Source organism: Desulfotignum balticum DSM 7044 (assembly GCF_000421285.1).
Classification (GTDB): Bacteria; Desulfobacterota; Desulfobacteria; order Desulfobacterales; family Desulfobacteraceae; genus Desulfotignum; species Desulfotignum balticum.
Map to the genome: position 1 here is coordinate 3,162,560 of NZ_ATWO01000001.1, position 17,439 is coordinate 3,179,998.

The 17,439-nt window shown below is 35.3% G+C and carries 16 protein-coding genes; all 16 read right to left on the reverse strand.

All coding sequences use genetic code 11. The features are described from left to right. Positions 1-149: 149 nt before the first annotated feature. The 16 genes from K365_RS0115915 to K365_RS0115990 all read right to left on the reverse strand — a co-directional run bounded on the left by K365_RS0115915 (position 150) and on the right by K365_RS0115990 (position 17,386). Positions 150-1,172 carry a lipid II:glycine glycyltransferase FemX gene (locus K365_RS0115915; RefSeq protein ID WP_024335376.1) on the reverse strand — a complete coding sequence of 341 codons (1,023 nt, stop codon included), beginning with the start codon at positions 1,170-1,172 and terminating at the stop codon, positions 150-152. Then, positions 1,169-2,302, reverse strand: coding sequence for a non-hydrolyzing UDP-N-acetylglucosamine 2-epimerase (wecB, locus tag K365_RS0115920; RefSeq protein WP_024335377.1), 1,134 nt, complete (start codon positions 2,300-2,302; stop codon positions 1,169-1,171). The genes K365_RS0115915 and wecB overlap by 4 nt, the downstream gene beginning before the upstream one ends. Before the next feature lie 209 nt (positions 2,303-2,511). Next, entirely contained in the window at positions 2,512-3,543 is a 1,032-nt protein-coding gene (locus tag K365_RS0115925; RefSeq protein ID WP_024335378.1) for an ATP-grasp domain-containing protein, read from the reverse strand. A gap of 221 nt (positions 3,544-3,764) precedes the next feature. Next, positions 3,765-3,947 (reverse strand): UDP-N-acetylglucosamine 2-epimerase, encoded by a 183-nt coding sequence (locus K365_RS29590; protein ID WP_245569191.1) that lies wholly within the window; start codon positions 3,945-3,947, stop codon positions 3,765-3,767. Positions 3,948-4,110: 163 nt separating this feature from the next. Next, on the reverse strand, positions 4,111-5,277 hold the full coding sequence (locus K365_RS27985) for a hypothetical protein (protein ID WP_024335380.1): 1,167 nt from the start codon (positions 5,275-5,277) through the stop codon (positions 4,111-4,113). Positions 5,278-5,280: 3 nt separating this feature from the next. Beyond that, the gene (locus K365_RS0115940) at positions 5,281-6,165 is read right to left on the reverse strand and encodes a hypothetical protein (protein ID WP_024335381.1); all 885 of its coding nucleotides are present in this window, start codon (positions 6,163-6,165) and stop codon (positions 5,281-5,283) included. 30 nt (positions 6,166-6,195) lie between these two features. Beyond that, a complete protein-coding gene (locus tag K365_RS0115945; protein ID WP_024335382.1) occupies positions 6,196-7,047 on the reverse strand; it encodes a polysaccharide deacetylase family protein in 852 nt (283 codons plus the stop codon). 43 nt (positions 7,048-7,090) lie between these two features. Beyond that, on the reverse strand, positions 7,091-8,062 hold the full coding sequence (locus tag K365_RS0115950) for a glycosyltransferase (protein ID WP_024335383.1): 972 nt from the start codon (positions 8,060-8,062) through the stop codon (positions 7,091-7,093). Positions 8,063-8,302: 240 nt separating this feature from the next. Then, a complete protein-coding gene (locus K365_RS0115955; RefSeq protein WP_024335384.1) occupies positions 8,303-9,415 on the reverse strand; it encodes a glycosyltransferase family 4 protein in 1,113 nt (370 codons plus the stop codon). A gap of 6 nt (positions 9,416-9,421) precedes the next feature. Then, complete coding sequence (locus K365_RS0115960; protein ID WP_024335385.1) at positions 9,422-10,723, reverse strand: UDP-glucose dehydrogenase family protein; 1,302 nt, start codon at positions 10,721-10,723, stop codon at positions 9,422-9,424. A 27-nt stretch (positions 10,724-10,750) separates the two neighbouring features. Beyond that, entirely contained in the window at positions 10,751-12,115 is a 1,365-nt protein-coding gene (locus K365_RS0115965) for an oligosaccharide repeat unit polymerase (protein ID WP_024335386.1), read from the reverse strand. Continuing rightward, a complete protein-coding gene (locus tag K365_RS0115970) occupies positions 12,112-13,014 on the reverse strand; it encodes a sulfotransferase (RefSeq protein ID WP_024335387.1) in 903 nt (300 codons plus the stop codon). Before K365_RS0115970 ends, K365_RS0115965 begins: the two co-directional genes overlap by 4 nt. 4 nt (positions 13,015-13,018) lie before the next feature. Next, complete coding sequence (locus K365_RS0115975; RefSeq protein WP_024335388.1) at positions 13,019-14,368, reverse strand: glycosyltransferase family 4 protein; 1,350 nt, start codon at positions 14,366-14,368, stop codon at positions 13,019-13,021. Next, complete coding sequence (locus K365_RS0115980; protein ID WP_024335389.1) at positions 14,349-15,851, reverse strand: oligosaccharide flippase family protein; 1,503 nt, start codon at positions 15,849-15,851, stop codon at positions 14,349-14,351. Before K365_RS0115980 ends, K365_RS0115975 begins: the two co-directional genes overlap by 20 nt. Next, on the reverse strand, positions 15,851-16,777 hold the full coding sequence (locus tag K365_RS0115985) for a glycosyltransferase family 2 protein (protein ID WP_024335390.1): 927 nt from the start codon (positions 16,775-16,777) through the stop codon (positions 15,851-15,853). Before K365_RS0115985 ends, K365_RS0115980 begins: the two co-directional genes overlap by 1 nt. A gap of 6 nt (positions 16,778-16,783) precedes the next feature. Then, positions 16,784-17,386: an acyltransferase gene (locus K365_RS0115990; RefSeq protein WP_024335391.1), complete on the reverse strand. Its 603-nt coding sequence runs from the start codon at positions 17,384-17,386 to the stop codon at positions 16,784-16,786. Positions 17,387-17,439 lie beyond the last annotated feature (53 nt).

Genomic DNA, 17,439 nt, shown 5'->3' on the forward strand with positions numbered 1-17,439 from the left:
CAGATAAGTCTGAAATTTTCAAATCTCGAGGCAGATAAACTTGAGCCCCAATTTTATAGCCAATTAGCCTAAATAAAATAATTCTTAGACCTAAAAAAGGATTTATCGAATAAATAAATTTTAATGTTTTTTTGTATATTTTCCGCATATTATTTCATTTTTTTATATACTTTAAATCCAATTTTACCCAATTGCATCAATAACGGCTTATGGACTGTCTGAAACCTACCATAATCAACAAGTTCTCCGCCAAACTTCAGTTTATACTCTCTAACGCCATAAGGAACACCTGGCTTGCCAGCACCGCCAAAATCAAAATACCCATACCCTTCATTCGAGCCCCATTCCATAATTTTCCATGGCAAATAATCATTCGGGTATTTATCTAAATGTCTTTCATCAGCGCCTGCGTACCAATCATAAATTAAATCTTTGTAACAAAAGACCATTCTTGTTCCAATTACCTTATTGTTCAAAAAGGCTGCAAAAACCTTCAGATATCCATCGAGCCCCAAACAAATGAAACTTTTTCGAAAAAAGTCTCTGTCTGGTACAGGAAGTTTGACTCTTTCATACGTATCCTCAATCAAGGCAATACATTTTTCCAAATCACTTGGTGCAGATACTTCTTTAAAATTTAAGCCCGCTTTTTCAGCCCTTCGGATATTCTTCCTTCTTCCTTTATGCATTTTCATAAATTGGTTGTCTACAGACAAACTCAGGTCATGAATAATATCTAAGTGGTCCTCATACAAAAAACCATTATTCAAAAAAACTTGTTTTTCATCTTCAGACAAAGACCACAAATTTCTGAACTGGGAATAAATAGCTTTATTTTTTATCTTGGAGTTATATTTTTGTAGAATCTTAGAAAGGAGGTTTAGATTGTTATCTTTGACTAAAGGAGCGCCCCAGATTATTGATCTGGCTGTAAATCTCCCCCAAAAGCCTTTTTTTTCTTTTTGAACAATGGCTTGTAGAACACCTGCAAGCTCACCATTTTCTTTAATTGTTATTATGACAGGTTCATATTTCTCATAATTTTCGCATGCTTCAAAGAATTCCGGACTCTGGAAAATATTGCCGTGACTGTGGTTCAATACAAAAGTACTCCATTTTTCTTTTTCCAAAGAAGGAGTCTTTAAAACACCACCAGTTTTATTTTTATTCATGATTGTTTTAAATTTTCAGCTTTTGAATATGATGACAAGTATTCTACAATGAGTCGTGCGCTGCTTCCATTTCCATAAAGATTTTCTATATCAAAAACATGGTCTCTCATTTTTTGAAATGCTTGTACAATATTCTTTTTTTTACCCCCGGCCAAATAATTCACCCCGGCCGATACCAACTCCACCCACTCGGTCTCATCTCTCACCGTCACACAGGGCACGCCATGAAAATACGCTTCCTTCTGGACCCCGCCGGAATCAGTGATAATGACCCGGGCGTTTTTTTCCAGCATCACCATGTCCAGATATCCCAGCGGGTCGATGAACGTCACCGCCGAAAAATCTGCCAACACCAGTTTCTGTTTTGTTCTGGGATGCAGAGGCAGGACCACGGGCATTTCTGAAGCGATTCGGTTCAAGGCGGTCATGATGTTCTGCAACCGCTCCGGGTTGTCCGTGTTTTCGGCCCGGTGGATGGTGGCCAGCACAAATGCTTTGGGTGACAGTGCCAAGGGCTGCATGATCCGGCTTTTTTCCTGTGCCCGGTCTCCGTAATAAAGGGCCGCATCATACATCACATCCCCCACGTTGAGTACTGTCTGCCGGGTTTGGGCCGTCAACTGATGGGGAAATCCTTCCTTTCCAAGATTCTCCTCTGCGGTCCGGGTCGGGCAGAACAGCAGGGTGCTCAACTGGTCCGCCACAATCCGGTTGATCTCCTCGGGCATGATCCGGTTGAAGGACCGCAGTCCGGCCTCCACATGGGCCACCGGAATATGCAGCTTGGCTGCGGCCAGGGCTCCAGCCAGAGTGGAGTCGGTGTCGCCATAGACCAGGACCCAGTCCGGATGTTCCCTGACAAGCACATCTTCAATGGCCTCAATCATCCGGCCTGTGTTTCTGCCATGACTGCCTCCGCCGATCCCTAAGTTGTAATCCGGCTTTGGGATATCCAGTTCCTGGAAAAACACCTCGGACATATTGGCATCAAAGTGCTGGCCGGTGTGGATGATGGTTTCTTCGACGGGCGTTGCCTGCTGCCCGGTTTGGGCCTGCTGAGCAATGGCCCGGGATACGGTGGCGGCTTTGATGAACTGGGGGCGGGCGCCGATGATGGTGGTAATTTTCATTTGATCGTTTTTTTCTCCAACACTGATTCATACAGCTTGATTATTTTTTTGCGGTGCTGTCAGCATCCTCAAACCTTCCATAATAAAGCCTATTCATATGATTCCTCAAACTTTTTGCTACTATATCACTCCTTTTTTTATACAATGGTAGGGATATATGCAATGGTAGGAATAATTGTAAACATCCTCATTATTAAGCCACTATTTTTTTATCTATCCAAATGCAAAATAACACTATCGGCATAAATTCTTTCCAACGAATGTTTATTATCCTTTGAAATCCATTTCCCATTATCATATCTATAATAGATGTCCGATTTCACGTAACCCACTGTTCCAAAAAAAACAGACTGAAACTCAATCAAATAAAAGTCCTTTCCATCATAAGCTATATCAACCCCCAAATGAGGAACTTTTAGTGTTTCAAATATCTGTTTTGCATAATCAAAAATCCCTTCAGGAAATTCACATGCGGAGCCATAAGAATAATTACCACAACCACTTCCACTTGCTCTAAAATCGTTTTCCCGAACTGGACGTGAGAAAATAAAATATTTATCTCCAAAAATAAGAATTTTCCAATCGTTCTTTAAATTTGGTATAAACTCCTGTAATAAAAATTGTTTTCTGTATAGAGATTCTTTTTTATATCCACTATGCTTAAAAGGCCGAAGCGAATCTTTAATATCCTTCATAACATTTTTTGTTCTAGCGATTTGCTTGACAATTTTTCGCAAGCCTTTTTTATTCTTTGCGAGAGAAACCCCCTTACTCATAGCTCCCTCAGGCCTTTTTACAACTATCGGAAAAGTTAGATTATCAATATTTCGCTCCATTTCTTCGTATGTGCCGTATACAGTGGCGTTCAAATTTTTTTTTACAGATCCAAAATATTTTTTTCTTATTAATTCCATAAAAACTTTATTATTAGTAGCTTTTAGGAATTGATATGATGGGATAACTTTTGCCCCCATAATTTCTATTGAGTATACAATGTTTTCTATATATTTCTTATAATGGAAATCAATATCTTCTGAACCGGTATATACAAAAATCTCATTTTTAATATTTTCAGTATTCAAAGTGTTAATTTCTGAAAAATTCATCGTTTCTATAGAATATCCATGCGATGAAAATGCCTCTTTGAGTGAATTAATATTCATTCCACTTCTATAAGGTTTCGCATTCCATTTGCTACCGAAATGTCCTTTATAATCAACAAGTAACTTTATAGTTTTCATCTGGGTCTCCTTAAAATTATTCTACTCTGAAGTCAACCAGAGTTTCAAATCTATCTCTGCTGTAAATTTCATACACCCTAAGCCCAAAACAAGCGTGTTTTAAAAAGTTTATATCTTAGGTAAACAAAACATTTTTAGTAAAAAATTCCACCGGGGCACCTGTTGTCAAAAGTGCATACCTCGCCCCCGGCTCCATAAAATATTATAATTTGAGGTATGGGCTATCTTGCAAACCTCCCCGTGATATGTAACTTGGCTGCGGACTGGACCCCGGCCTGGATGGAGTCGGTGTCGCCATACACCAAGACTCGGTCCGGCTGTTTCATGACAAGCACATTTTCAATGGCCTCGACCATCCGGACTGTGTTTCTGCCGTGACTGCCACCGGAAAAAACATCGGACATATTGGAATCAAAGTGCTGACCTGAATTGATGAAGGTTACTTTGATTGGGTTTGACTGCCCAGATCGGGCCTGTTGGGGAATGGCTCGAGAAACGGTGGCGGCTTTGATGAACTGGGGACCAGCGCCGATGATGGTTACAATCTTAAAGATAAACTCACATCCTTTATGGTTTTGGTGAGCTGCCTTCTTGAACAATTGATGTAATATACCAATTTTGAGGCAGCAATGTATCCTTTCCTGTGGCAAGGAATTCCCTATGTATCTTTTTAGGAATGAAAACATGGAAAGGACTTTTAAGATTTGTTTTAAAACGCATTATGATTGAAGATATTAAACTATCATTAATAAATCCGCAATGGGCAAACACTGTTTTTAAAACCCTCGTGTTCTTTGTTGCTGTGGCTCTTATGATCGCGATTTCATTTTTTTGCCCATAATCAATCAAAACTTTTACCATTTCTTTCAGAATGGCAACCTCTTTATTGTCCGACAATAAATCTACAATAGTGATAATATTATTGTGACAAAAAAATACTATATATCCTCTGAGCTTTTTTTTTTTGTAGTATAAAACATACTCATGGTTCACATATGGATTCTGGTTAATGCGCCAGTTCAGGTACTTTGCTGTCCGATCAACAGTAACACCATACAAAGCCTTATTTTTACCCCAAAGATTTTCTATTTCGATCATTGGCGCTTGTTCTTTTTTTATGGTTTTGATCTCTGAATTCATTTTTTTTCTTGGAAAGGCAGAACAGTAAAAAGAAGCAGTTCTTGAAACAACTTGAGACAATATTTTTATAAAACTATAGTGCAATTTTATCTTCTTTGATAATTTTGTAGACAACCACATCTGCATAGTATCCGCGTCAAGACAATATAAATAATTGATCCATGAATCAAAGGCGACATAACCCAATTTTCGACGGACCGCACCAACTGCACCGTTTGAAACATTACCGGAAGTAGTGAAAAAGATCTGGAATCTGTTTTTTGACTTTTCAAAAGATTCCTTTTCATGAGTAAAGTATATTCCTGCAGACCGATAATCAGGATGACACATACAGTTTTCTGTTTTCCCAGCGACAAAACATACACCCCAAAGGCTAAAAGGGGTAGGAATTAAGCTGTATTGTAAAATCAATTGGTCGTTGGATTTTCTCGTTTTATCAAAACCCAACCATATATCACCCTTCTCATCCCAAGTATCAATCCATTCCCAGTGGAATTCCTCAGCAGTTCTTTCTATTCCAGTAATCAACTTATAAAGAGCGTTGATTTGATGTTCATCTCCAGGGAGATAACTTCTTTTTCTAAATTTATCCATAAACTATTTTTCTCTTGGGCTTAAAACCGAAGCTTTCCCAATCATTATCCGATTTCCATACTGGTTTTCACACCAGATTTCTGCCTCTATTTCATTGCCTCTATCCTTCAAACTAAAATCTTTCAAAACCATTTTTGGAATTACAGTGTCACCATCTCCTGCCATATCGATCGCAACGACTTGGGTTGTGCCGTTTCTAATGAAGTGCTCTCCAAAAAAACATGTCAATAATTCAACCAAGTATCCTTCAAACATAAACCCTGAAGCCACAGGCCTTCCAATTCCCGACCGGATGGAAATTTCCCTGTCTGTATGAATGTTTCTGGCGGGCCATAACGGCCCAGGAACCCCGCCAGAATATAACTGCATTTTTTCAAGTGACAACGGTCTTTTTACTCCCACTATCTCATAACCTTGCCGTGGGAATTCACTCAAAGGAATAGATCTTCGATAAGCGGTTTCTTTCTCCCACTTCACCCGCCTTTCAAGATATACTCCTCCTATAAAAGTATTGGTTATTTTCCTTTCCAAAATTAACGATCCGCTACTGGTAACAGAGACTTGACACACTTGGTATAATCGGCTACGGCGCTCGTAAACATCAAGAACTTTCCAAGCAACAGACAAGCGAGACCCCACCTCAACTTCTCTATAAAATGTTGATTGAAATTTAGCTGCCACCGCTGAAACACCTTCTTCAAGAGAAAAAGAGGGGCTTTGGGTAATGCTGCAAAAATTAAGTATAAGACCGGGATGGATAACTGACTCATAACGTTTGTCAACGCAATCAAGGGATCGCATGAATTGCTGATTCATGCTTTTGCTCACCCTGAGCTCAAGGACTTCGTACATTTCACCTTTCATTATTTTATCAGATCTTTTTTTCATGCTACCCCCTCTATGGTTTCCGCCTAAGCATCACTCCGCCAAATACTCTTCTGAAATCTGTTTACAAGTCAAAAAACGAGCGCCCCGTTTTTTGCACTCAACGATTATTTTTTGATATACATCTTTCCAGCCAGGAAACTCATTATCATTAAATACTCGTTGATGCCACAAAATACTTAGGACAGCTTTTTTCTTTTCAGCTATTTCTATTAGACTTTCTGCGAGGCCCCAAGCCTTCTCAGGATCATTTCCCGCCTTATGAAACAAATTTCCATCCATCACTGCCAAAGGGATAATCAACAATTTACTGTCAGGCTGTACAAAAGGGACTATCTTATCTTCCAAAAATCCAATTTCCCGTTTTGCCCCAAAAGTAGCATCATATGCGAAACCAAGACTTTTTTGAATTTTCCAGGTTTCAGGGACCATAAGGTTTAAATGATGCTGCCTGATACCAATGACTGGTTTTCCCAAGACTGATTCCAATTCATGTTTTTCTTTTTTCATTAATACTTTGTCATTAAATGAATTAAAACTCCCATGGAGACCGATTTCCCAACCATCTTTATCTAAAGCTTTTATAATTTTAATTACTTCTGGTTCCTGAATATCATAACGCCCAAAAGAAAGCAGCCAGCTTTTCGGAGAAAATAACGTTGGTTTTATTGATTCATTGAGAAAAAAGAATGTCGAACGAACACCCAATTCTCGTTCCATACTCATAATTCTATCAAAATTCCAGTAGGGATCATTTTTTGATCGTTCGAAGAAAGCTTTCATGATCTTTCCATGTCGAAGATCGTGTGTGACATATTGATATGTTTTTCTAATTCGATCAACGTCATGGGTTAAGCAAACTGTAAAATTAAAATCATGTTTCATTTAAATTTTTCTCATTTTTTTCAGTAAAATTGCTACGATGCTGTTAGCAATTTATATTTGGCCGGCGATTTTTTTCAAGAACCGCTTCATATAACCGAATGATTTTGTCAGCCGTACTCTCAGAGTCCAAACCCAGACAAATGATTCTTTCCCTTCCATGTGTTCTGTTGTTTTTTTCAGCAAAGTTAAAAGCTAACCGGATTTTTGCCGCCAAGTCCTGCGGTTCAAAGTCTGTCAAAAAATGCCCAGGCTCGTCTCCGAACAGCCAGGCCACATCCCCCACATCCGTGGAGACAACCGGACAATTACAAGCCATGGCTTCTTTAACGACGTTTGGCGACCCTTCCCAGAAACTGGTTAAAACAACCACATCAGACGCATTCATATAAATCGGCACAAGATGGTTGGGAATATGCACCAGGAAATGAATTTCAATATTTTCGGATTGCGTTAAATTTTGATATGCTTTTTCAAGAAGGAGAAAATTTTTTACTGATCGCTCTGGGTTCGCTGCAAAAAAGATGTGTTTTTTTTGCAGATCCCATCCAAGAGTATTCAATGCATCCTTTTTGTCGCCAGGACAAAAAAGTGCAGTATCTACCCCATTAGGTATAATCCGGGCTGTTTTTAAGCCACTATGATCTAAGATGTCTTTAGATTTAACGATTATTGCATCACATAAGCCCCAAAAATAAATCATTTTTAGTGCCCATTTTGTAATGAATCCTATTCGGATATCACTGCCCATGAGAGACACAACCAAAGGCCTGGAATTTGCGAGGATTGCAATAAATGCCGACCATAAGTAATGGGCATGAATGATATCGTATTCTTTACGTCTTATGGTTTTTCTTAGTGGCAATATACTTTTAAAATAACCCTTGGCTCCCTTGCCCCTAATAAAAAAGTAATCAACTTTTAAACCTGCGTTTTGAAGAGAATTCAATTGGTTTTTTACAATATGGCTTAAGCGCTTTTCAAATTTCAATCTTGATATGAAAAGGATTTTTAACATTTTTTATGACTTGACTCTCAAAATTAATACTTTAATCGGTTATGCAGATAATATCCGTCATGATTAAACTCCTTTAGTGCCTTTACCCCCACCCATCATCCTGTCGGAAAAACAAAAATTGAGGAGAATCTCCTTAGTTGCGGGCACTTTGCGTTAGTCGTTTTTTTGCAATAAATACCTTTATGGCCCAAGAAACCTTTTTTTATACTTGAAAGCCCATCGGTGCAGCCATGACTCACCTCAAAAATGTTCTATCGAATTAAACATCTGCAAGTATTTTCCTACCACTCGATCAATATTAAATTCATTATTTTTCATTAGTTTAATATTTTCTTCTAAATGTGATTTCTCATTAGTTGATAAATCAATAGATCTATTGATTGCTATAGCTAAGTCTTCCGCCGATCCGCTCTTGAATACAAACCCGTTCTCACCATCTGTCACATATTCCAAAAATCCATCCTCATCAGAAACAATCGGTATTAGATCAAAATGATAGGCCCTTAACAATGGCCCACTTTGGGTAACTTCACGATATGGTGCAATAAAAAAATCTGCTTGATTGAAAAAATTGCCTAATTCTTCTTTTTCAATATATCTGATATGCAAATCGAGATTGTCATAACATTTTATAAGTGGATAATATTTATTGTTCCATTCCTTTGATTGACCTGCGATTGTCACAACAAAATCGTTCCTTTTTTCCGATAAAATGTTTACAGCTTCGAGAAGGATATCAACTCCTTTGTAATAAAATATTCTTCCAAAGTATAAAATTTTTTTCTTGCCATTAATGAGTTTTTTTTCTATTTTAGGGATATCGGTTCCAACCAAAAAGAGTCTAATAACAAAACTTTTTTTCCTAGGGTTTTCCTTTTTAAATAATCGTTCCTGTGAAAATGAAAAAAATTGAAAGTTGTTGTAAAAGGTAAGTTTGAAAAACCTGTAAAATTTTTCACTAAATCGAAATTTTCCTTTATTTCGCTGATGAAGCTTATAGTCCATCATAGCTATGATTGTATTTTTGTTCCCCAAAAGGAGCCGACAATAAATTGCGATATAAGGGCTACCCCAAGCTTCAATATATAGAATGTCAGGATTAAACACTTTAATTTTATAAACCAGTGCATAATCTATTACAAAATTTTTGAGGCTTCTCGCACGTCTGGACGAATAATCATTGATTGCGTATCTTATTCCATTCGTTATGCAGAAACTTTCTACTTCATTTTTAGTAAAATTTCCATTCGGTCTATATGGTAGAATAAAAAATAGATCTGTTTTTTTATTCAGTTCAATTAATATTTCTTTTTCTCTTACAAAAGAAGCAGATACAAAACATATTTTTTTCATATTTAATTACCAGCTCAGTCCAATGTAGTTTGGATAATTTTGAAGTGATGCCATTTTTACAAAATCGATGATGATTTTATTTTTATCAATTTGTGCTAGGACAGAATCGTCCAAGGTGTTCGGTATTACTATCACATCAGCAAATTCGTTTAGTTTTCTAAAATTTTCCTCCATGATAGATGAAATGTGCGGTAATTTTTCTTCAATATAGCTTTTATTAACCCCGACAAGTTTGGAAATATTCACGTTATCATCAAATATTTTTACATCTTTCCCTTTACCGATTAATTTTTCAACCAGATCAACGGCTGGGCTATATCTTAAATCATCGGTCCCTGTTTTAAAACTGATTCCCATAAATCCAATCCGGTCTTTACCCGTATTCAAAATAATATTCAATGCATTTTTTTTGTGATAATCATTACTGGATTCTATGGCATTCAATACAGGAGTTTCCAAATAAAAATCATGTGCCAATGTTGTTAACGCTTTTAGATCTTTAGGCAGACAGGAACCTCCATAAGCAAAACCAGGTTTAAAATATGCATTGGATATATTGAGTTTTTCATCTTTACCGAAAATTCTCATCACTTCATGGGAATCAATGTTTAATTGTTTACAAATATTTCCAACTTCATTTGCAAAAACGATTTTCAGTGCATGAAATGAATTATTGATATATTTTATAATTTCTGCAATGGAAATATCCACTCTCTCAATCGGACCATTAGTGTTTTCATACATTTTTTCAGTTACGGCCAAAGCATCGGCATTTTCACTGCCAATAACAGTAAGCGGTGGATTGAAATAATCGGAGACAGCAGAGCCCTCACGCATAAATTCTGGATTTGATACCACAGAAAAATCTGTATTAAGTTTTTTATTTGATTGTTCTTCAATAATTTCACCGACTTTTTTATTAGTACCAGGCAGAACAGTAGACCGAATTACTACAATATGATGGCTATTTTTTTGTTTAAGAGCAGTTCCTATTTGTTTGGCGCATTTATAAATATAACCAAGGTTGAGATGTCCATTTGCAGAAGAAGGCGTTCCAACACAAATTAAACTGATATCACTTTTTATGACCGCTTCATAATAATCGGTAGTTGCTCTGATACGTTTTTTCTCGAATCCTTCTGCAATAATTTTATCGATATCTTTCTCAACAATAGTTGGAGTGCCTTTGTTTATCAATCCAACTTTAAATTCATTCACATCTACTCCGATGACATTGTGTCCATTTTTAGCCAAACACCCCAAGCTGACACAGCCAACATAGCCTAATCCTAAAACGCTAATATTCATCAGTTAAATTTCCCTCAACATTGAAATTCATTTTGTATAATTCGTAATAAGCAATCGAATCCTTGCAGCAGATCCAAACATCAGTCCTATTGCAATATAATACTTTTGGTAGGCACTTGGCCCAATAAAAGCAAACCAATCAGGATATGTAAAAAGGTGACGTAACAAAAAAAGTGAAATTGTAAAAAACACAATGACAGGATGTGCAAATACTTGAGGTTGCGTTAAAATGACTTTTAAATGATTCCTAATATATTTCATTGTGGTAAATATCAGTCTGTATAAAAAGAAATAAAAAGGCACAAATAATAACAGTCCGATGACCCCAAACATCGCAGCTGAAGATAAAAACACATAGTCAGCGCCCTCTAAATCAAAGCCACTGTAGGCTTCTTCGGCTGAAGAATACCATTCATTAATATAGCCCGTTCCAAAAAAAATATTATCTAGAAACAAATTTATTGTTGGGGAATGGGCGGTCAGGCTCAACCGCGCTGATGTAGTACCATAAGAATCTTCAAGATTGAAAATACCCGACAACCCAACAAAGACACCCTCGACATAAGACGGTTTAACGACAGACAGTGCAAAAAACAAAACAAATAGAATAGCTATGAATTTTGATTTGTAGTTTGTTATAATTCTATTTCTATACACATAGTTAACCGTAAAATGTCCTATAGCTGCTGCGAAGATGACATAAACGAAATATCGACGAGTTAAAGAAAAGATATAAATTAAATATATGCCCAGGCAGGCGATTAAATACACTTTCTTTTTATTGACTGCCAACAAAGATTTTGGAATCATCAATAAAGCGATTAGCAAATACAATCCAAACTCAAGGATACCAAAGGCACCGAGCATTATTCGATCTGTATCGATATATCCCCTAGAGGATTTATCGGGGAAAATAAGCTCAACCCCGGTAAAAACATTCAATAAGAACAAAATTGAAATTAGGATAGATAATTTAATGAATACTTCAATGAATAACTTGCTGCTTCTGTATGCCGAGAAATAATATATTGGAATTGGCAGTAGAATCGTTGAAATTACCAATCGTGTTTTTATCAAATGGGTTACAAAAGTTAAATTAGAATATGAAGAATTCAAAAATAAAAATATAAAAATATAATAAAATATAAACCAAAACAAAACAATTTTTGAAGCTTTCTTAAACAGCGCATCTTTAAAACAAACGCGTATTGGATTGCTCGTAACAGCGAACAAACAAAAATAACAGACAATTAGCAGAAATGTGGGGGCAAACCTAGTATAACCTAATTCACGCATATATCCGCCTGGATCAGCATAAAAAAATACTGAGATCCAAACTAAATAATCAAAGACAGATGTTTGGTCATTAATGTAAAATGATTTTTTCTTCATTTTTTATAGCCATACATTCTATTTAACAATCTGGGCATCGAAGTAAAATATTTTAATAAATCGAAATCCATTATTCGCTTTGTTTGGGGCTTTATTTTCAAGGCATTTATTCTTGAAGCGTTCCCCCAACACATATGATTAGTTTTATTACCTAAATCCACCATATTTACTTCGTAGTTTACTCCTATAAATTCAGATATCGAGTTTAGACTTCTCACTGGATTATTGACAAAATCTTCATATCTAATTATTTTTTTGGGAATTCTTAACAAATTTAATAACACTAAAGATTTCACATTATATCTAAACCAATAGGCTACATTTAGTTTTGGATTTTGTACTTTTCGATTATATGTATAGACTCGGCCATCTTTGAACACATTATATGTTTTCTTTTGGTAAGAATTCAAAACCGTGCGTCCATCTCTTACAAGATGAATAAACCTATAATCGTATTTTTTTATGAACTTATAAATCAATAATGATCGAAACAAACTTTTACTTGAATCAATCAATAATGAAGATCCAGTTTTTTTGAACAATTCATCATAAACGACTTCATTTTTACGAATGATTTTATTTGTGTAATTTGATTTTTTCGAAAACAATAAACAATTGATAAAGCATAGCAAATCCTTCAACGATTTTACTTTATAATTCAATTCAAAATTTCCATCTAAAAATTCATCTCGTTTTTCAATTTTTCGAATGAAATCGGTCCAAAACGGGCAAAATGCATAGGTTGACTGGCATCCACAAAGAGATTTCCGGTTTTCTATTATTCTATGAAAATTAATTATTTCACCAAGAGAAAAAGCCTTTGAGTTGCTCCCAATTGCCTTATCCAAAAGCGTAGAGCCGCTATGTCCAACACTTAATATCATTACGATTGTTTTCATAAGTTTAGACCTTTGGATGATTCAGCTTGTTTTTAACTGCCATTTTTCTTTTTTCAGATTGTTGTATCACTGTATTAATTATTGTGTGCCACTTTATAATGATACTCTGCCAATTAAATAAGTGTGAAACAAAAGAATAGTCTATCAACTTTATCTGTTGCTTTCCCTCTAAAATATTTCTAAAAATTTTTTCCCAATAATTATAATTACAGGTCGGTATTATAAGGCCGCATCTTTTTTCTTTTAAGATTTCAGCAGCTAAGCCTGAATCGGTTGAAATTACCGGCTTCCCCATAAGCATCGCAATGAAAGTTGACATGGGACCAGCATTGTAAAGGCTAGACATAAAAAAATAGTCGCAAGCGATATATAAATCTTTTAATACCTCTTCATTTACATAGCCAGTAAATTGAACATAATTGTGTAAATTGTTTTCCTCTATCATTTGTTTCAATTTTTTTTCATACGATGGAGGACCATGTGAAGTAAATATAAACAAAACGTTGTAAGATTTTAATTTGGTAACAAGGTTTAAAACTTTTTCAATCTGATAGTTTGGCTGAAGCCTCGAAGAAACAAGAATCACCAGTTTATCCACAGAAATATTATATTTTAATCTGGATTCTTTTTTAGTTTTATCCGGTTTCCAGAAGGAAAGATCAGCCCCAAAGGTGTTAAAATATACTTTTAAATTGTATTTTTTTTCAAGCTCTGGAATATACTTTTTGTGAACAAGAAGCAAATTTTCAATACATGAAATATGTCGCTGTCTTTGAATTGTTTTGAAGGAATTTTGCAAAAATCGAATGGGGTTTGAACAAAATTTAACTTTACACAATAATTTCTCAGCATTCAAAAAATGAGTACACAATATTGGAGCTTTATCAGAAAATTTTTTTAACAACCTTGAAGTTATAAGTTTTCTGGAGAATGGAATAAGCAACACAATGTTTTGATGTTTTTTACAATACGATTCTATTGTCTGTTCAATTTCAGGTGAATAATAATCCTTAAAATATCTAAACCCCTGACTAAATAGTTTGTATTTAACAGGAAAAGATTTATTTTTTACCCCATTTTCAAAAATGTGTTCATAGATTCCATCGGCTCTTATATCTGGGCGCCAGACTTCATAATCGATATCGGGGTAATATTCTTTGAATTTAAACCCAAGTTGATTGCCCCAATCCTCTTTCCATATTCCAATTTTATCCCCTTGCTCGTTCGTCCATATTCTGGAGGCCCTTTTCAACATTTCGCTTCCCGGTAAATAAGCATATTTCGGAGAAAAACCGATTAAAAATATTATTTTGTACTTTTTCAAAAAACTCAAATCAGTGCTTGGGCTTATCATTTATTGTTAACTCTCTTTTGATATATTGCTTCATTAATTTGGCGCTCACCAGTACCTTCAACTCATTGATATCGCTTTTCGTTAATAGGCCGCTTAAATAGAACAGCGAAGGAATAAAAATCATAAAACTAATCATTAAAAATATATTTGAAATGTAAGATGAGAAATAATAGTATTTCATCAGGAAAAACAGCCCATATGAAATACCACCCAATAAAAAATAAGATAGATTTTCTTTTAAACTATTAAGATTTACCAACTGTTTTGCATAATAATAGCGAATGCAAAAAATAAAAACTTCGCTAGTTATAATGGCTATTGCCAAGCCTATAATGCCCAAATTAAAAAAATCGGGATGAGCTAATAAATAAACCAGCCCAATTTGTATCAATAAATTGGAAACCGCAATCATAGCGGATATATTAAATTTATCAAAACTGAAAAGCAAATTAGCGAATGGAATCGCAACAATTTTAAGAAATGATGCAAAAACCAAAATTCTAAAAACGCCGGCTGCAGGCAGGTATCTTTCCCCAAGTACTGATGTTAGGATAATTTCAGCAAAGATAGATAGAAATAAGATCCATGGAAAAATCCAGTTAAAAATAAATCTTTCATACATTTTAATTCGTCTAACGATACTTTCAAATTCATGATTGGCAACAGCTCTTGCAAATAACGGAAAAAACATTGTACCTGCCGTAGCTGCAATCAATCCAAATATACTGGCAATGTTGTTCCCCGCAACAAACATTCCTAAAGATGTCGTATCGGAAAACCCTTCCAAAATTAACCGGCCAACATTTAATGAAAGCGAGTTTGAAAAAACAATTATAAATATTGGAATGCTGAGTAAAAGGTATCTTTTCGCCAATTTTTTATCAAATTTACCGAAAGGAATATCCCTCAAGAGATAAAATACTATCGGGATCAGTAACACATATACCACGATTTGAACTGACGTCAGTGCGATCGCCCCAAAGCCTAATACAGCTAACGCCGCTCTACCAAAATTGTACAATATCGAATGTATTACAGTCGGTAAATTTGCACGCGCCTGCTGCATACGTGCAATAAATATTCTCTCAGAAATTTTTTCTAAATTTTGGAACAGAACTACACCAAGCGCTATAAAAATAATAATTTCTTTTTCTCGGCTTTCAAAAGCCACATTAAAAACAAATCGTTGTACCAAATAAAATAAAACCACACATAAAACAAAAAACACTGTTGATAACAATTTAATTGTAACAAATGTGCTATTACAATCACCTTCATTTCCTGCCTCAGCCACGATTTTCATATGGGCTGGTCCGAAAAGGCCATTTATAAACCCAAACACACCAGCAAAGGCCATGCCATATGCAATTATGCCCAATATTTCCGGACCAGCAAATCTTGCAACAACTATCCCGCCAATAGCTTGTAGAAAATAATGAAAAGACTTTGAGCTGAAATCGAGTGCAAATTTCTGTTTAAGCATTATGATGAACTTTGCTGTGGGAAGAATATTTTATTTTTGAATAACCAGAAAATTGCAGAAAAAAAACCTTTCCAGCTTTTATAAACATAAACAAAACGAAATTTTACAATATTTTTTATTGAAGAGATGATAAGTGCCTTCAACTTTCTATAGAAATAGAACTTATACTCGCTCCATTTTCTGTACTTCATGTGTACAATAAGTGGGTTTCTAAAATTATAGTATGCCTTAAAAGAACTATCCTTTCCAATTGTCATGCTGTCTTTATGCCAGATCTTTGCCTTGGGTGCGTAGTAGATTTTGAACCCTTTAATTTTAGATCGCACCTGCCAATCAAAATCCTCAGCTTGAAATTGGAAACTCGTATCATAACCACCTGTTTCCTTAAATACTTTTTTTGAAACAAGCCAAAAGATATCATCACACCAGTCTAACTCTTTTTCAACATCGAACTGACCTTTATCCTCTGCTTTAGCTCCGATATGACCAGATCTCCAGTACTTTTGGTCACCAGATTTGCCAACTGTCTGCAAAACACCAGGGTTATCATAAAAATATACTTTCCCAGTGACAAAGCCTGTATCTTCTTTCTTTTCGGCAACTTCTACAAGCGAAGCAACAACCTCAGTATCAACTTTTACATCATTATTTGTTATGAGCACATAATTTGCCATTAGCTTATTAAATGCATAGTCAAGTCCGAAGTTAAAGCCTCCAGAGTACCCCCTATTCTTTTCTATTCGCAATACATTAATATCTTTGAAGTTTTTATTCATAAAGTCTAAAGTACCATCATTTGAACCGTTATCTATCACAACGATCTTAAAATTATTATAATTATTATTGGAATACGAAACTATTGCTTCCTCCAATAAATGCTTACCGTTATATGATAAAATTAAAACTACAACAAAGGGCGTTTTCATGACAGTTTAAAAAGCTTTCTTTGTGATTAGAGTTGATTCTTTTTCGACTTTTTTTACGAATTTAGCTGGAACACCAGCATAAATAGAAAATTTTGGGATTTCTTTTGTCACCACTGATCCAGCTCCTACCATTGAAAAATCATTAATAATTGTTCCTTTAAGAATTGTGACTTTAGCTCCGATATAGCAATTTTTCTTTATAACTATTTTACTTTGGGTTGATGGAAAATAATTTTTTAAATCTGACTTATTCATGTCCTGATGGGTAATAAAAGTGGTTTGCATAGAAATGACCACATTGTTTTCAATAATGACCTTTTCCTTTAGGTCAAAAAAACAATTTTTTCCTACGTGGCAATTGTTGCCAACAATCAAGTTAGAATAATTCTTGCAATTATGAAAAATCAGCCCAGTTTCGATATCGCAATTTTTTCCTATTGTAGCGCCATTTTTCCTCAACACATACTGCAAAGATGATTTATCAAGCTGCTGCAAATACACATTGGCGGCATCAAATCCAAATAGGTTTCTTAATAGGAAAAACCTTAAAAGGCTTATTTTTGAATTAAACGAGCGAATTTTATTTTTTAGTCCGAGGCCAGTTTTCATTTCAATAATTTACAAAAATAATTCTCAAATTGCTTTTATGATATTACTATCCA

Coding starts and splice junctions, on each gene's coding strand:
- K365_RS0115915 (WP_024335376.1), bottom strand. CDS start 1,172: ATGAATAAAAATAAAACTGGTGGTGTTTTAAAGACTCCTTCTTTGGAA.
- wecB (WP_024335377.1), bottom strand. CDS start 2,302: ATGAAAATTACCACCATCATCGGCGCCCGCCCCCAGTTCATCAAAGCC.
- K365_RS0115925 (WP_024335378.1), bottom strand. CDS start 3,543: ATGAAAACTATAAAGTTACTTGTTGATTATAAAGGACATTTCGGTAGC.
- K365_RS29590 (WP_245569191.1), bottom strand. CDS start 3,947: ATGTCCGATGTTTTTTCCGGTGGCAGTCACGGCAGAAACACAGTCCGG.
- K365_RS27985 (WP_024335380.1), bottom strand. CDS start 5,277: ATGGATAAATTTAGAAAAAGAAGTTATCTCCCTGGAGATGAACATCAA.
- K365_RS0115940 (WP_024335381.1), bottom strand. CDS start 6,165: ATGAAAAAAAGATCTGATAAAATAATGAAAGGTGAAATGTACGAAGTC.
- K365_RS0115945 (WP_024335382.1), bottom strand. CDS start 7,047: ATGAAACATGATTTTAATTTTACAGTTTGCTTAACCCATGACGTTGAT.
- K365_RS0115950 (WP_024335383.1), bottom strand. CDS start 8,062: ATGTTAAAAATCCTTTTCATATCAAGATTGAAATTTGAAAAGCGCTTA.
- K365_RS0115955 (WP_024335384.1), bottom strand. CDS start 9,415: ATGAAAAAAATATGTTTTGTATCTGCTTCTTTTGTAAGAGAAAAAGAA.
- K365_RS0115960 (WP_024335385.1), bottom strand. CDS start 10,723: ATGAATATTAGCGTTTTAGGATTAGGCTATGTTGGCTGTGTCAGCTTG.
- K365_RS0115965 (WP_024335386.1), bottom strand. CDS start 12,115: ATGAAGAAAAAATCATTTTACATTAATGACCAAACATCTGTCTTTGAT.
- K365_RS0115970 (WP_024335387.1), bottom strand. CDS start 13,014: ATGAAAACAATCGTAATGATATTAAGTGTTGGACATAGCGGCTCTACG.
- K365_RS0115975 (WP_024335388.1), bottom strand. CDS start 14,368: ATGATAAGCCCAAGCACTGATTTGAGTTTTTTGAAAAAGTACAAAATA.
- K365_RS0115980 (WP_024335389.1), bottom strand. CDS start 15,851: ATGCTTAAACAGAAATTTGCACTCGATTTCAGCTCAAAGTCTTTTCAT.
- K365_RS0115985 (WP_024335390.1), bottom strand. CDS start 16,777: ATGAAAACGCCCTTTGTTGTAGTTTTAATTTTATCATATAACGGTAAG.
- K365_RS0115990 (WP_024335391.1), bottom strand. CDS start 17,386: ATGAAAACTGGCCTCGGACTAAAAAATAAAATTCGCTCGTTTAATTCA.